At 46.3% G+C, this 14,959-nt stretch carries 14 protein-coding genes; 1 reads left to right on the top strand and 13 read right to left on the bottom strand.

The genetic code is table 11. The features are described 5' to 3' along the window. Positions 1–162: 162 nt before the first annotated feature. The 6 genes from AN618_RS07440 to AN618_RS14160 form a co-directional block, all read right to left on the bottom strand. The gene (locus AN618_RS07440; protein ID WP_066353587.1) at positions 163–570 is read right to left on the bottom strand and encodes a hypothetical protein; all 408 of its coding nucleotides are present in this window, start codon (positions 568–570) and stop codon (positions 163–165) included. Between the two features lie 100 nt (positions 571–670). Continuing rightward, positions 671–1,108 (bottom strand): hypothetical protein, encoded by a 438-nt coding sequence (locus AN618_RS07445; protein WP_066353589.1) that lies wholly within the window; start codon positions 1,106–1,108, stop codon positions 671–673. Between the two features lie 435 nt (positions 1,109–1,543). Then, the gene (locus tag AN618_RS07450; RefSeq protein ID WP_157081667.1) at positions 1,544–1,900 is read right to left on the bottom strand and encodes a TubC N-terminal docking domain-related protein; all 357 of its coding nucleotides are present in this window, start codon (positions 1,898–1,900) and stop codon (positions 1,544–1,546) included. Beyond that, a complete protein-coding gene (locus AN618_RS12690) occupies positions 1,888–4,671 on the bottom strand; it encodes a bifunctional DNA primase/polymerase (protein WP_083515117.1) in 2,784 nt (927 codons plus the stop codon). Before AN618_RS12690 ends, AN618_RS07450 begins: the two co-directional genes overlap by 13 nt. A gap of 128 nt (positions 4,672–4,799) precedes the next feature. Beyond that, complete coding sequence (locus tag AN618_RS07460; RefSeq protein WP_066353593.1) at positions 4,800–5,126, bottom strand: hypothetical protein; 327 nt, start codon at positions 5,124–5,126, stop codon at positions 4,800–4,802. Positions 5,127–5,165: 39 nt separating this feature from the next. Further along, positions 5,166–5,420 (bottom strand): helix-turn-helix domain-containing protein, encoded by a 255-nt coding sequence (locus AN618_RS14160; RefSeq protein WP_066353594.1) that lies wholly within the window; start codon positions 5,418–5,420, stop codon positions 5,166–5,168. Positions 5,421–5,584: 164 nt separating this feature from the next. Between AN618_RS14160 and AN618_RS07470 the strand changes: the two genes are divergently transcribed. Then, complete coding sequence (locus tag AN618_RS07470) at positions 5,585–6,601, top strand: hypothetical protein (RefSeq protein WP_187694901.1); 1,017 nt, start codon at positions 5,585–5,587, stop codon at positions 6,599–6,601. A gap of 243 nt (positions 6,602–6,844) precedes the next feature. Here AN618_RS07470 and AN618_RS07475 read toward each other — a convergent pair whose 3' ends face one another. From AN618_RS07475 to rnr, 7 genes are all read right to left on the bottom strand, one after another. After that, positions 6,845–8,161, bottom strand: a complete 1,317-nt coding sequence (locus tag AN618_RS07475; protein WP_066353596.1) for a Na+/H+ antiporter NhaC family protein — start codon at positions 8,159–8,161, stop codon at positions 6,845–6,847. A 26-nt stretch (positions 8,162–8,187) separates the two neighbouring features. Continuing rightward, on the bottom strand, positions 8,188–9,126 hold the full coding sequence (locus tag AN618_RS07480) for a PP-loop family protein (RefSeq protein ID WP_066353597.1): 939 nt from the start codon (positions 9,124–9,126) through the stop codon (positions 8,188–8,190). A gap of 14 nt (positions 9,127–9,140) precedes the next feature. Then, the gene (locus AN618_RS07485) at positions 9,141–9,338 is read right to left on the bottom strand and encodes a MoaD/ThiS family protein (protein WP_066353598.1); all 198 of its coding nucleotides are present in this window, start codon (positions 9,336–9,338) and stop codon (positions 9,141–9,143) included. A gap of 234 nt (positions 9,339–9,572) precedes the next feature. Then, on the bottom strand, positions 9,573–10,973 hold the full coding sequence (locus tag AN618_RS07490; protein ID WP_066353599.1) for a YfcC family protein: 1,401 nt from the start codon (positions 10,971–10,973) through the stop codon (positions 9,573–9,575). 23 nt (positions 10,974–10,996) lie between these two features. Further along, entirely contained in the window at positions 10,997–12,163 is a 1,167-nt protein-coding gene (locus tag AN618_RS07495; protein WP_066353600.1) for a M20 family metallopeptidase, read from the bottom strand. Positions 12,164–12,317: 154 nt separating this feature from the next. Further along, positions 12,318–12,785, bottom strand: coding sequence for an SsrA-binding protein SmpB (smpB, locus tag AN618_RS07500; protein WP_066353601.1), 468 nt, complete (start codon positions 12,783–12,785; stop codon positions 12,318–12,320). Between the two features lie 15 nt (positions 12,786–12,800). After that, the gene (rnr, locus tag AN618_RS07505; protein WP_245628450.1) at positions 12,801–14,930 is read right to left on the bottom strand and encodes a ribonuclease R; all 2,130 of its coding nucleotides are present in this window, start codon (positions 14,928–14,930) and stop codon (positions 12,801–12,803) included. Between the last annotated feature and the right edge of the window lie 29 nt (positions 14,931–14,959).

The raw sequence follows: 14,959 nt of genomic DNA on the forward strand, positions 1-14,959 counted from the left end.
CAGCTCCATAGTAGCAGAGAATACTACCACTATGGCGTTAAGTTTCCGTATTCATAGAGGCAATCCTAACAAGTTCGCAGTGTAAGGGAATAAGCAAACCTTGACAATACAAATTCTGGTAAGTGCAGTATTTTGCAGTCGGTTCATGGGGTGGAAAATGAGTCACAATCCCAGCCTATGGGCCAGTAACACGAGAATTTCAGCCTGCAAGCGATAGAATTTCCTATCGCAAATGTGGAGTTCCTCAGCCACTTTCCACGGTGGCAGTTCATTGAAGAAGTGCATTTCTACAAGCTTTCGCTTTTCTTCGTCGAGGTATGCTAATAAATCTTCTACCGCTTCAACGTAAAATTTAACCTGTCTCCAGCGTTCTTCAAGCCTGAGTAACCGGAAAGCCTGATTGGCCGTCCTGTCGCCTATTGCCTTTACTCTCACTTCCGCAGGCCATGAAGAAGGTATAGCACCTGCAACCGCCTTGCGTTCTTCTTCAAGGGTGGCAAGTTCCTTCTTCATAAGGGGATATTGCCTTAATACGTCCTTGCAGAAACGCTTAATGTGGGTAGGTATCAATATTCATCACCTCGAAAGGCCCTTTGCAACATCCTAACACCGAATTTGAGAAGTGCTATTGAATACCTTGCGGTCGAGAAAGCGAATTGAAGTAGGTTTCTCATGTTTCCTGCCTCCTTTCAATGCTTATAAGTCTTTCCTCTACCGCAAGCAGGGCCACAAGGGTAAGAAATTCATCTCTCCAACGCCAGCAGGTCGTAAGGTCAATGTGCAGTTCCCCGGCTATTTCCTCAATCTTCTTGCCCTCTATATATCGCAGTTCTGCCAGTCTTTTCTTTGAAGGGTCTTCTTCCTCTACTATACGCAAGGCCCTGTCTATGCACTCCAGCCACTTTTCGGCTTCGCTATACTTCGATTCGTATAAAGTTACTGCCCTTTCGGTAGGGTTGGAAAGATTCTTCCCCGGTGGTCTGTCGGGCCAGTAGCCCTTGAGAGAAAATATGTCTTCCTTCGCTTTTGCGATTTCCTCCTTCAAGGTGGGGTAATTGAAAAGGTAATACTCAATCCGTTTAACAATGGGCCTTAATGTGCGTAGCATTTTCAACCCCCTTCGTGTAGAAGTTCATTTCGGGGTTTTTGGAGGTGGCCCACCCGGTCTCCAGCGTGTCCGTCTTTATAGCACCGGGGGGAGGGGTGAAAAAACAGCGAAAGCAAGCAAATTCAAGGCAGAAGTGGCAAATTCCAAAAAATCAGTGAAACTTGCGGTCGTGGTTTCGTTACCCCGCTCGCCGGTCTCCACTTTGGCGTCGTAGAGATTTGCTATCCCCTCCGGTAGCAAGGGTAGGTTCTTATACGATGGGCAAAGACACGGGTCTTGCGACGCCTGAAATTTTCCTAGCGATAGAGCGAAAAATTTGACTTCCGTTTCCGTTTTTAAGCCTCGTCGGTAATGCCGACAACCCTAACTTTCATAAGGGATTTTTTCACGCAAGCGAGGGCCCGGCGGGTCAGCAGGGTAAAGGGTGAAAATTTCTTACCCTCCCCGTGCTTTTCTCTGGGGCCTTGCCATACTTACCCTTTCCCTGCACCATCCCCACCGCCAAGTAAGAGGAAATAGGCCACAATCATTCGTAAACCGCAAGCAGTATCCGGCTTTCATGCACTCCGGTCTTGCACGGTACAGCCTTACCACCTTGCCACCGCAATCGGTAGTAGGATTCATTAGCCATTCGATGATTTGGGCCTTATTGCGTGCTATGAGTTCCTTCAGCGATGGAGTGAGGACGCCAGCCGGGGCCTCAAGCCGTAGCTTGTCCCCGGCGACGGTGATTTTTACACCCTTTCTCTCCAGTTCCTCGACGATGGCCTCAGGAGTTATCATAATTCCCATACCTCCGGAGTGGAGTTAACATTATTTATTTCTTCTTCCAGCTTATCGAATAAGTCTTTAATTGCCTGTTTATGCGGTGTGACATACTGCCTAATCCAGTCGTCAAAGTCTTGCTTTGTGTTAAATAGGTCGCCTATTTTAGCTTTGAATCCCCAACCTTTTCCCGATTTCCTCAACGTCACTCCAGCTATGCGGAGGGTCTTTAGCGGTTCGTACGCTCCGGGGTGGTTCTCTTTTGCAAGTTTAAGGAGAATATCCCAAAGGTGGTTTTGCATGTCATTAGATTGAATGGGGATTTTATCGTCCGCATTGTCCGCTTTGTTGTATGCATCCATCAATCCCTTGTCTTTCAAGGTTTCCGTTGCGGACAACGAATTTTCGTTTTTTGTCCGCACTTCGTCCGCATTGTCCGCACGTTGTCCGCATATCGTCCGCACCTCAAGCCCAGTATTTTCAAAGCTTTGAAGGTCATTGCGGACGTTGCGGACATTGCGGACAACGTTTTCCCTCTTTAATCTAATTAATCTCCGTCGGTCGTGTCCCTCTCGTAAAAACTCCACTTCAATGCCAGCCTGCCTCAAAAATGTCGCAACCCTACGCAACCTATTCCCTAAATTCCTAGGGTTCTTCGGCCAAGCGACGCTTCTTTTCGTTGTATCGTCAATAAACACTTCTAACGCTTCTAAAAGTTCACTTGCCGTGCCTTCCCATATTTCTCTTTCCTCGAGTAAGTTCTTTACCGCCACCGCCACAATGTCACCCTCAAGGGCCACCTCTATTGCTTCTTCTCGGTTGCCCATATACGCTTCCATAAATCCACCCGAGGGCCAAGGTAATGCTTCCTCACAGGCGGTTATCCATTTCGCAAAGTCAGCCATTCTCGGTAATTTGTCGAGGTGAACACTATCAATATTCCGTAGTCCTGCACTAACAGCGTCGAGAAGTGCCCCAAAAATTTTGGGCCTTGCTTTCTCGAATTCGGCCCAAAATTGGGCCTCGTCCTTTCGATTTTCCTCCGGTATGGGTGGTAAGTGAATGATTATGGCCCTGTCTAAAAGGTCATGCCTTGAGGCTATCTCATCAATGCCGTTGGCGATGATGGGACGGCAGGCCGAGAATATAGTTTCTTCGTCGTTTTCGTAAAGCGTCCTTGTCGAGAATCCTCCACCGGTTGCAAGGCGACAAAGTGCGTCAGACAGCCATACAGGAATACCGCTTAAATTATCAAAGCTAACGGCCCATGAATTCGTTGCCGTTATCATTAAATCCCGTTCGTCCTTTGGGCATGTCCTCAAGGGGGCAGTATTCGGGTCTATTAATGCCCGTAGTGCCTTCGACGTGGTTGACTTTGCACTCCCTTGCTCGCCCTGCAATAACAACACAGGGTAAGGCCCTTTTGGACGCAAGGACGCCAAAAGCCACGCCACCATCAACCGCCAAGAATCCTCATCGGGGATGTTCAGAAACCGTTTTAGTTCTTCTAAACTCCCTCCGCTTTCGGGGTGGGGAAGTGGCAACATGCCTTTAGAACGCCGGAATTTTACCGGGCAGTCGCTTATTACCCTCCAGCCCACCGGTGATATTTCTACCGCTTCCCAAGTGTCATTGGCAAGGTCAATGTATATTTTGCCGTCATGTTCCGCAATCCTCGTGAAAACCGGATATTCGGGGCCATCGAATTGAGCTTTTGCCTCTAACACTCCTATTGCGTCTTGCAGGGCTTGACTTCCGGGGGGCTTGCCGTGTTTCTCGAAGAATATCCTCCTTAGCCAGTTCCGGAAAGGCCCGCTCCCCCTTGAGGATACGGGCCAAGTTTCCTTATGGCCATTAACCGGCACGGTAGCATAAGCGTTGCCGTCGGGGGTATGGAAGAGTTCCACGCCGGAGGATAAGGCAAGGTTAACAAGGCTTTGGGCCTGAGATTCCCTTTCTTTCTCCTTCTTTGGAGGGTCTTCAAAAACTTCCTCCTGCTTCTTCCATCCGAGCCATGCCAGGACTTTGGAGACTACTTCCTCGCCAACGAGTTCACTCAATCGCTTCCAACCGGTTGTTGGTGAGCTCCCTGCTTTTCTCGCAGTGTAAAGCACCGTCCTAACCCTCGACTTGCTTTCCTCGTCTCCAGCTCCTACGGTTACAGCCTCAATGAATCTTTCCGCTTCTTCTTCGTTAAATCCGAGGCGAATCAGGCCACCTGCAAGGGCCAAAGCCGTATCCTGTCTTGTGCCTTGAGAGGGCCAATATTTGGCAAGCAAAACAGCACTTGCAAGCCTTGAACAAGCCTTTTCAAGTTCATCCCTGCTTATTTGGATGGGTCGCCCTTCCTTATACCACGTGATAGTTTCGCCAGAGGGGTGGATTGAAGGCGGAAATACTGTTTGGCAACCGGTAGAACGTAACTCCACAATCATTTCTCCATCAATGCCTTGCCATTTTGTCGTCTTTGCACCAAAGCAGATATACAACCAATGAGAACAAGGCTTTGAATCCCGGCCGAAGACTGCTTCGGTGAATGGCAGGAAGTAAGGGGCCAGTTTTACGGCCAATGGGTCGTCGAGGTCAATGTCCACTAGCCAACCGGAAGGTTCGCCAAGCAATATGCCGATGTTCGAGGGCTTTGAGAATAGTTGCCTGATTTCTTCCTCCGTGAGACGTAGCTTTTGCCATTCTTTCATGAGAGGGGCTTTCTGTTTCAAAGGTATGGGAATTACCTTCATCCCCATATTTGCGTATTCCAAAGCGAAATTAACCAGAGAAGATTCAGTAATAGGCATTTGCTCTCCTCCTACGAGAAATTTCCGTCTAAATAGAACGCCCAAAGAGTTGTTCTCTTGATTGCTTTGTTTTTTTTGTGTTAAAATCGAAATTGATATTTTAGTATTCCGAGTTACTTACACAATCCTTAAAATAAACTCAATTGCCGGTTATTGATGGTTTTCCAGTATTCTTCTCGCAAGAATATTTGCTTTCCATGGCCGAAGTCAAAGGCGAATCCATGGGCCTTTAAAACCTCGAGAGGCACGATTAAAATTTCTCCGGTATCCTGCACCTCAAGGCAAATATGCTTCACTCTCAGCCGTTCAAGGCGAGGGATGGCCTCGGCTTGAATCCCCCATGCTTTGAAACGGCGGTGGAAATGTTTTGAACGTTGGACGTGTTTAATGAGGGTGTTCCCTTTAACTTCGCCAATGCGTTTAATTCCTTGTGGCGTAGCTACCTTGAAGACCATCATATCGCCTCCGTTTACAGCCCTTCTCAGGGCTTTTTTTTATTTGGAGATGTTTTTCCTTACGAGCTTCGGCATTTCCATGTCTACCAAGACAGGCCAGCCGGTAGTAATATCGCAGATTTCGGAGATTGGGACGCCGAAGAAGTCAGCAATTTTTGGTCTCCATTTTGGGGGAATATAGGCTTGCCCCTTTTCAATTCGACATAGCTCGGTTTCCGGTATCCCAAGCATTTTGGAGACTTCCCGAATAGTCAGGCCTTTTCGGGTTCGAAGTAGTCGCAAATTGCTTACCATTGCCGATTTCCACCTCCCCTTCTTGACTTTATCAAAGGTTTGATATAAAATGCAAATGATAGCACTTTCTGGACAATAAAGAAAAGCTAAAAGAATCAATGTCAGAAAGGATTGAAAATTTTATGTCTACTACTTACGTTTCTGGAAAAAAATTTAGTATTTATTTGCCGTTGGAGAAGAAAAGCAGGAAGGCTTTTTTCGTTGTTGAAGATTTGGAAGGGATGGACAGCATAGAAGGCACGGAAATTATTACTACAGGGAGTTCAATTTTGAAATTGCACCTATTAGACCTCACAGCAATGCTCCTGCAAAGTGCAACGCCCCAAGAGTTTGTCAGTGGATTGATTGGTGAGGAAATAGGCCTTGAGGTTTTAGGCCCACCGGTTGAGATTGAAGGAAAAACGGCGGAAGAAAGTTATAAGGCGGAAATCCAAGCTATCCGGAAGGCAATTAAATTGTGGTTACAAGCACCGGTCAATAAGAAAGTCCCTTTTCTCCCTGAAAATGCACCTAAAGAATTACACGAGAAATATTCTAAACTTTCACCGAAAAAGCGTTTCTTGCTATTCGCAAGCAATACCGCCCATGATAGAGGGGACTATATTTTACCCGCTTCGGATATAGACTTTTCGCCTTACCGGATGTTTGTGTCTGATTCAATGGAGTTTTTGAGGTATTGTCTTATGATTCGGCAAAAAGAATTTTCAACCGAGATAGTTCCGTATTCAAAGCCTCCCAAAAAGCCAATAACTAGGCCAATCGAAATAGAAGGCACGCCATACGTTATTAAAGATTTGTTCTTTATCAAAAATTACAGCCGTTCTATCGGATACCGTTATTCAAGCCGCTGGATTCTCCCTCTCGTATGGGCCGATATACTGTATTGCGTGCAAAATGATATTCCGGCCCAGTTCTGTAAAACTTGCGGAAGTCTCTTTGTGGCAGAGTCCCCCACGCAAGACTATAGGCAAGTGTATTGTTCGCCTGAGTGCAGGAAAAAGGCTAAAAAATATGACCCCTCCCAAGAGAAAGAGGCCCAAAGATTGTATAAGGCTTTCCTTCGGGGGAAGATAAGTGCAGAGGAATACGTGAAGTTGGCACGGAAGAAGGGATTACGGGTTATAGGGGAAAAACATGAGGATTCAAAAATAAAGCCGTTTTTAAAAAACTCATCCACTTGAGCAGGAATTTGATAAGAAGTGTCGAATAGAATAAACAAAGGGGTTAATCCGGAAACCCTGAATTTCAGACAAAAAACAACCCTTGAAACCGAGACAGTTCAAGGGTTGAAAGAATGGGATTAGCAAATTTTTCCGTCTGCCCTCTCACGGCGGAAACCGGGGTTCGAGTCCCCGTAGGGCTACCAAAATTTAAAATCACGAACAGTAAAACCCCCTTTAGGTTGGCAAAGGGGGTTTTTATTTTTAGATTACGCTTTTATCGCCCCGCCGGGAATCCACATAAGACATCACAAGATTCCACAACGGCAGCGCATATAAATATACGGCGTAAACAATGCTGCTTTTAGGTGCGCCTATGGTTGTGAGAGGAAAAGCCGCAGCGATGCTCCACGGTATAAGGGCGCTGACCACGATAACCGAATTTTCCAGGAAAACGGCCAGTTTTTCACGGTCTTTGAACATCTTTTCTGTTATCTCGTAGGTAAGCATCGTGGCAAGGGTTTGATTGCAGCTTAAAGCCGCTGTTATAACAGAAACCACTAAAACTGCGGCAAAATTGGTGCTGCGCCGGGCCACCATGAAGCTCCATTGTTTTATTTTGTCCAGTAAATTGGTTTTGCGGAAGATGCCGAAATAAGAAGAAGAAATTGCAATTATAAGCATCGTTTGGAACATTGAAGCAATGCCGCCTCCGTCCATCAATTCGGCAAGTTTTGCATTTCCGGAGCGATACCCTATCAGCATGCATCTTATCAGTTCGTAAACGCTCATCCCCTGGCAAAATATGCTCACCAGGATGCCTGCTATAATGCTACAAAGAATCGTCACTTTTATGTTAAGCCGCAGCAGGGTGAGAAATATTATGACCGCTGCAGGCAGGAGCACCCATGGGGTTAAATTAAAACTTTGCGCGAAAAACGAGAGTTTCTCCCCGGTAACCTGCGGGCTGCTCTCCAAGCGTCCCGTAACGGCATAAAAGGTTACAGCCAGTATAAAAGGTATTATCGATGTCCTCATCATGTTAGTTATGTTCCTGTGAATATTGGTCCTGGTAAGTTCGCTTACCAATAGGGCACTCGATGACATCGGAGAACATCTGTCGCCGAAAAAGATGCCAGATAAGATGGCTCCGCCCAAATAAAAATCCGGAATGCCCAAGGCTTTTCCCGTCATCATGCAGATAATTCCCATGGTGCTGACCGTCCCAAAGGCCGTTCCGGTCAGAAGAGACACCAGCGAACACAAAAGGAAGGAAAATAAAACAAAAAATTTGGGGTCTATCACCGACACGGTATGATAGATGATAAAAGGAATGGTGCCGCCGGCTCGCCAAAGGGCAGTGAGCATTCCGATTAGAGAAAATACGATGAGGATGGTTCGGGCTTCTTTTACGCCGGCAAGCATCATCCGCAAAATTTCTCCAAAGGTAAATTTCCGGTATAGAGCATAAATCGTAAAAAGGACCAATCCTGCAAAAAGTGCAATCAAAACCGATACGTTTTTTACTATACAAAATAAAAGTAAAAGCGAAAAAACGAGAAGTGTAAGCACCTCAGCCATCATATCGCCACTTTCAAATTCTTTTTTTAAAAGTCTTCGCCTTCCTGCGGCATTGAATCAACTTTCTTCTTTTCCGCCATTTGCCTTAGTCGGCAGAAGGAGCAAATTTCCGCTGTGGTCACCTGGCCGCATATCTTGCATTCATTTAATTTAACGGGTTCCGAATATTTCTCAAAGAATTTTTTTCCTTTCTTGTAAAAATTGGTAAGAAAGCGCTGTTTCGTGCCGGGGCTTTCATCTTCCAATTTATTAAGGATTTCTTTATACAATATCGAACTCGCACCTAAAGCATGAGGGCACTCCTCGTGGATGAATTCAATACCGTTGAACAATACGTAGGCGAGATTTTCCCGTTCGGTCAATGTATATAAAGGCTTTACTTTTTTTACCAGCTTGGGATGGGTGCTCGGTAGCACCGGCGACTGCCTGGCCAGGTACCCTTCCTGCCAGCTCAGTACATTTCCGAGAAGAGTTGCCGCCTCATCGTCCAGATTGTGACCGGTTGCCACCGCGTCAAATCCGCCGTCTAACGCCACCTTGTTAAAAAGGTACCTTTTTATCGTCCCGCATAAAGAACAGGTGCTGCGGCGGATTTCCCGGGCTAAGGCCGGGATGCTAAAGCCGTATTCTTTTTCGATGTTTTTTATTATAACCGGCGCGTTGTTTGCTTGAGAATATCGTTCTACAACTTCCTGTGACCTGTCGGAATACCCGCATATACCCAGGTTGATGTACATGCCGGTTACGTTGTATCCCAATTTTAATAATATATGCCATAAAGCCATGCTGTCCTTCCCGCCGGACACCACCACCAGGATTCGGTCATTGGGCTTAAACATTTTTTCCCTCTTAATGTTCCGCTTTACCTGTTCAGAATAGTAGACCTGAAAGCAACTGCTGCAAAAAGCCGTGTTGTGCCTTTTCAAGTATATCTCGGCCTTTTCTCCGCACCGACGACAGCGCACTCAAATCCCTCCTTTTATCCTCCGGATATTGCCGAAAGCACTTCAACCACATCTTCCTCGTTTAGCTTTTCGTCAGGTGTCAGCATTTTGCCATCCCTCAATACCAGATTGGATTCGAGGCTGAAGTTTAATTCTTCGGCCAGCTGCTTCACCGTCTTTATGCCCTTGACTTCTACTTCCCTTCTAAACGGCATCTTAAAAATAACCCGCATGCTCCTGCCTCCTTTCATTGAAGCGACTTATTTTATTATTTCCTTCCTCCGCAATTTTCTAGTTATGCTTAAATATAATTTTTTCGTCGATGTCTATTATACCTTCTTTCCTAAATCTGTTCAAACCTAAATCACCGTACCTATGTCGACCCATTGAATGGACTTTAAAAAGGCAGGCACCATCCATACGGCACCTGCCTTTTGCTTTTCGTTCATACCGCATTTATAAGTTTTTTAAAACGGCCCGTAATTTATAGCCACGGCTATTGCTATGAAGATCATCTGTACAACCAGCATTAAAACGAACAGCGGGGCGTAGTACTTCCACCAGCGGTCCATCGGAACCTTTGCAATGCCGCATATTACGGGCAAAAGAGTGGTAGGCCACAATATGTTGGAAAAACCATCGCCGTACTGGTATGCTAAAACGGCAGTCTGCCGCGTAATATTCAGGACGTCAGCCAACGGCGCCATTATAGGCATGGTAACCGCAGCCATGCCGCTTCCGGAAGGAATCAGGAAACTAATTAAAGTTTGAACAAAGAGCATCCCCTCGGCCGCTATCCACTTGGGCCACGAAAGCAAGGGCTGGGAAAGGGCATGAACGATGGTGTCCGTTATTTTTGCCTGATTCATGACTATTAAAATTCCCCTGCCCAAACCTACCGCAAAAGCCCCGGAAATAACCTCTTTACATCCTTCCACAAAGTACTCGGCTATCTTGCTGGAACTAAAACCTCCTACGAATCCGCAAGCTATACCCATTATCAGAAAAAGTCCCGCAAGTTCGTCAATGTACCAACCTAATTTCAACACCCCGTAGACCAAAACAGCTATCGTAATTCCAACTAACGATAAAATTACCTTCTGGCGGCCGGTAAACTCTTTTTCCGCTTCACCCACGTTGATTTTAAAGCTGGAATAATCCATATCCTTCACAAGACTTGCCGAAGGATTTTTCTTGACCTTGGCGGCGTAACGCAAAGTCCACCAAACGGCGATCGATTCAAAAACGACGAAGTTCAAAACCCTGAATCCCAATCCGGAATAAAGAGGAAGGTCTGCTATACCCTGGGCAACCCCTATGGTAAAGGGGTTTAAGAAAGCCGCAGAAAACCCCGTATTGGTCCCAAGAGAAACCATGCTCATTCCAACAACGGCATCATAACCCAAGGCTATGGCAAAGGACACCATTAAAGGGATGAATCCCAGCGTCTCTTCGGACATTCCGAAGATAGCCCCGCCCAAACCGAAGATAAACATCGTTATGGGGATCACGATCTGTTCCTTTCCCTTGAATCGCTTTATAAGGTAATATATAGCGCTGTCTAGCGCGCCCGTTTTTAGAACTATGTAAATAGACCCATAAACTATGAAGATAAAAAATATTATAGATGCCGCATCTACCATACCCTTTTGAACAGCCACAAATGTATCAAAAAATCCAACAGGCGAGGGTTCAACGTATTTGAAGGAATCGGGAATGACCGTCATTTTTTTAGTGTCAGGGTCTTCCACCCTGTCGTACTGCCCCGCAGGAATAATCCATGTAGCAATTGCGGCAATAACGATCAGGGCAAACAATATGGTAAAAGTATGAGGGATGCTGAATCTTTTTCTTTTACCGCCTTCCATAAAAATACCTCCCCTTGCAAGTTTTATTTTACAGTTTTTTCAAACTCTTCCTTTACTTTTCTCATCAATTCTTCGTCGGTCATCAAATCCAACCCCGTAAGGGCCAGAGCCTTTGCTGAAACCAGTGCGGCCTGCTTGCCTCTTTCGGAGCCAGCGGCTTTCAAAAATTCAACCGAATGGGCCGAAACGTTGCCTTCGGTTATAGCAATATGGGGATGAATCGCCGGAACTACCTGGCTAACATTTCCCATGTCCGTAGAACCTATACCCTCTTCTTCTTCGCTAATATCTTCGCATCCCAGTTTTTGAAGATTTACCTTAAACGCATCGGCCATGGTCCGGTTTGTCACCAGATTGTCGAATCCCAACTCGAAATTTCTATAGGAAAGCTTCGCACCCGTTGCCAACTCTGCTCCCCTTGCGCAGGCTATGACCTTTTCTTTTACTTCCAGCATGTACTTTTTGTCCTTCGCCCTCACGTAAAAGCGGGCAACGGCCCTGTCCGGGATTATGTTGGGGGCCTTCCCCCCTTCCGTAATTATTCCGTGAATTCTAGCGTCCGGTCTCAGCTGCTGCCTTAAAGCATTTATCCCGTTAAAAAGGAGAATAACCGCATCTAAGGCATTTATTCCCAGATGAGGCGCTGCTGCCGCATGGGCCGCCTTTCCTTCATATTCAAACTCCAGCGCCTCCATAGCCAGGGACGTGGAATACACCGTCGTTTTGTTGCCAGGGTGAACCATCATAGCTGCATCGACCTCGTCAAAAACGCCTTTTTCGACCAGTATCACTTTTGCCCCGTTAGTTTCCTCTGCAGGACAACCTATCAATAGCACTTCGCCGGAAAGTTCTTCGCTCATCGCGCCCAATGCTGCAGCAGCCCCAAAGCTTGCAGCGGCTATTAAATTGTGACCGCAGGCATGGCCTATTTCAGGGAGCGCATCGTATTCGGCAAGAAAAGCCACTCTGCAACCGGGTTTACGGCCCTTTTTTCGTGCCACAAAAGCCGTGGGCAATCCTTCTATTTCCTCCACAGAGAAGCCGTACTTACTTATTTTCTCTTTCAAAAGTCTGGATGCTTTAAACTCCTGATTTCCCAGCTCTGGATTATTGTATATTTCGTCGGACACTTCAAAAATTTCGCTTTTTATATCGTCCAGAAATTTAACTATTCTATCTTTTAAATCCATAACTAATACACCTCCTTTACTTTTGATGCATAACTTTTACTTATTTATTTTAATTATACATAAAGGTTGATATTTTTTATTTTACCGCATTGAAGATAATAAATTCAATATATAAAATAAAAAAAGCACCCTGTACGGTGCCTACCTAATAACCTTATCTGTAATACTCCTTTAAGGCTTTCTCCATCTCCCTCTGGGCGTCCCTGCGCTTTATATCTTCCCTCTTGTCGTACAACGTTTTTCCCTTAGCGACCGCCAATTCGACCTTTACAAGACCCCTTTCGTTCAAGTAAACCCTAAGGGGTATCAGCGTCACTCCTTTTTCTTTTACAAGGCCGTAGAGCCTGTCTATCTCTTTGCGGTGCATCAGGAGCTTTCTTGGCCTTAATGGGTCTTTGTTGTGTATGTTTCCCTTCTCGTACGGGCTTATGTGCATGTTGTAGAGGTAAAGCTCCCCCTTTTCCACCCGCGCAAAGCTGTCCTTCAAATTGGCCTTGCCTTCCCTCAAAGATTTTACTTCGGTCCCGGAAAGTGCAATGCCGGCTTCATAAGTTTCTAGAATATGGTAATCGTGTCTTGCCTTCCGGTTGGTCACCAAATCCCGACTTACCCTCTCTCTCAAATCTCTCGCCCCCTTCTAGTCCAGTTTCTCTTCGAAAATAAAGTCTATCTGCCGCTCATTTTTGTTCACCCTGGCGACCCGTACTTTCACACGATCACCTATCTTGAAAACTTTTTTCGTCCTTTCGCCTCTTAAGGTTATTGATTTTTCGTCGAACCGGTAAAAATCGTCTTCCAAAGTGCTTACGTGGACCAGGCCTTCTACGGTGTTTTCCAGCTCCACAAAAAAGCCGAAAGGGGTGACGCTGGATATTATGCCAGGGAAGACTTCGCCTATTTTCCCTGCCATGTACTCCGCCATTTTGAGTTGCACCGTTTCCCTTTCCGCTTCTTCGGCTATCCGTTCCCTTTCGGAAGAATGCTTTGCTATCCGGCCCAACACTTCGTTGAGGTCTTCCTGGCGCTCCTCATTCAGTTTGCCTTCCAGTTGTTCCCTGAGGATGCGGTGAATGACCAAATCGGGATAGCGTCGAATCGGTGATGTAAAGTGAGTGTAATAATGGGACGCCAGCCCGAAATGCCCTAGGTTTTCTTCGCTGTAACGAGCTCTCTTCAATGACCTCAAGAGCACGGTGCTCACAACCCGCTCCTCGGGCTTACCTTTTACCGCCTCCAAAATCTGCTGCAGGGCTTTCGGTTTTATGTTCTTTATGCCTTTTATGGAATATCCGAGATTGTGTAAAAACTCCTGCAGGGCGTACATCTTCTCCATGTTTGGTATCTCGTGCACTCTGTACACAAAGGGGACTTTCAACCAGTACATGTGCTCGGCTATGACCTCATTGGCTGCCAGCATAAACTCTTCAATTATTCTTTCTCCCGTGCGCCTCTCCTCTTTTCTTATCTCCACAGGACGCCCGTTTTCGTCCAGGATTACTTTCGCTTCCTCGAAATTGAAGTCCAGGCTTCCCCTTTCAAACCGCTTCCGGTTCAATTTTGCCGCGAGTTCTTCCATCAACTTGAAGTCTTCTATCAGATACTCGTAACGCTTTATCGTTTCTTCGTCATTTTCCTCCAAAATTTTATTGACCGCAGTATAGGTCATGCGCTCGCAGGTTCTGATGACGCTCGGAGTTATCTGGTAACTTTTTACCCTGGCGCTCTCGTCAAAATCGATGATTACGCTCATCGTAAGGCGTGGGACCTTCGGATTTAGACTGCAGATGCCGTTAGAGAGCTTTGGAGGCAGCATCGGTATCACTCGGTCCACGAGGTACACGCTGCAGCCCCTTTTTCTCGCTTCTTTATCCAAAGGGGTGTCTTCCTTTACGTAATAACTTACATCGGCTATGTGGACTCCCAACCTATAGCCGCCGGGTATTTTTTTTACCGACACCGCGTCATCCAGGTCTTTCGCATCCTCGCCGTCTATGGTCACTATTTTTTCGTTTCTTAAGTCCAGTCTTCCTTTTAGTTCCTCATCGGTTATTTCTTCCGGTATCTGTTCAGCCTGCCTAAGGACTTTCTCCGGGAATTCCAAAGGCAGGTTGTATTTTTTTATAACTGCCAGCACATCAATGCCCGGCTCGTCCTCGTAACCCAATATCTCAGTCACGCGACCTTCGGGGTTTCGCCGTCCTTCGGGCCATCTGGTGATGCTCACAACTACTTTTTGGCCCGATTTTGCCCCCGCCGTGTCGCTTTTGGGCACGAAAACGTCAAAGTAAAATCTCTTGTCGTCCGGAGTTACAAAGGCAAACTGCTTTCTGCACTCGATAGTGCCTACAATCCTCGTGGACGCTCTCTTCAGTATCCGGACGACTTCTCCTTCGAGCCTTCCGCCAGATGGTTTGAAAAGCGGCCTGACTATTACTCTGTCGCCGTGTACAGCGCCGTTCAGGTTTTCCAGCCCGATGTATATATCTTCCATTTCGGGATTGTCCGGAATCAAAAAGGCATATCCTTTGGGGTTGCCTTCCAAGTGCCCTACTACCAGGTTCATTCGCTCGGGAAGACCGTACCTGCCCTTTCTGTTCTTAACCACAAGGCCTTCCTTTTCCATTGACTGGAGGGTCTTAAGTAATAGGTCCGCCTCCTTTATGTCAAGATCCAACGCTACCAGTATTTCCCCTTCGGTCATGGGTCTGTATCCTTCGCTTTTCATTAATTCAAGGATTTTTTCTTTCAGTCTCAGTTTTATATCCACCTCCGATGAATTTTCTGCAAAACTCCCTA

The organism is Fervidicola ferrireducens (genome assembly GCF_001562425.1).
GTDB lineage: Bacteria > Bacillota > Thermosediminibacteria > Thermosediminibacterales > Thermosediminibacteraceae > Fervidicola > Fervidicola ferrireducens.

What these genes read in the sequence shown, in the direction of transcription:
- AN618_RS07445 (WP_066353589.1), bottom strand. Translation starts at nt 1,108, where the DNA reads ATGCTACGCACATTAAGGCCCATTGTTAAACGGATTGAGTATTACCTT.
- AN618_RS07450 (WP_157081667.1), bottom strand. Translation starts at nt 1,900, where the DNA reads ATGGGAATTATGATAACTCCTGAGGCCATCGTCGAGGAACTGGAGAGA.
- AN618_RS12690 (WP_083515117.1), bottom strand. Translation starts at nt 4,671, where the DNA reads ATGCCTATTACTGAATCTTCTCTGGTTAATTTCGCTTTGGAATACGCA.
- AN618_RS07460 (WP_066353593.1), bottom strand. Translation starts at nt 5,126, where the DNA reads ATGGTCTTCAAGGTAGCTACGCCACAAGGAATTAAACGCATTGGCGAA.
- AN618_RS14160 (WP_066353594.1), bottom strand. Translation starts at nt 5,420, where the DNA reads ATGGTAAGCAATTTGCGACTACTTCGAACCCGAAAAGGCCTGACTATT.
- AN618_RS07475 (WP_066353596.1), bottom strand. Translation starts at nt 8,161, where the DNA reads ATGGCTGAGGTGCTTACACTTCTCGTTTTTTCGCTTTTACTTTTATTT.
- AN618_RS07485 (WP_066353598.1), bottom strand. Translation starts at nt 9,338, where the DNA reads ATGCGGGTTATTTTTAAGATGCCGTTTAGAAGGGAAGTAGAAGTCAAG.
- AN618_RS07490 (WP_066353599.1), bottom strand. Translation starts at nt 10,973, where the DNA reads ATGGAAGGCGGTAAAAGAAAAAGATTCAGCATCCCTCATACTTTTACC.
- AN618_RS07495 (WP_066353600.1), bottom strand. Translation starts at nt 12,163, where the DNA reads ATGGATTTAAAAGATAGAATAGTTAAATTTCTGGACGATATAAAAAGC.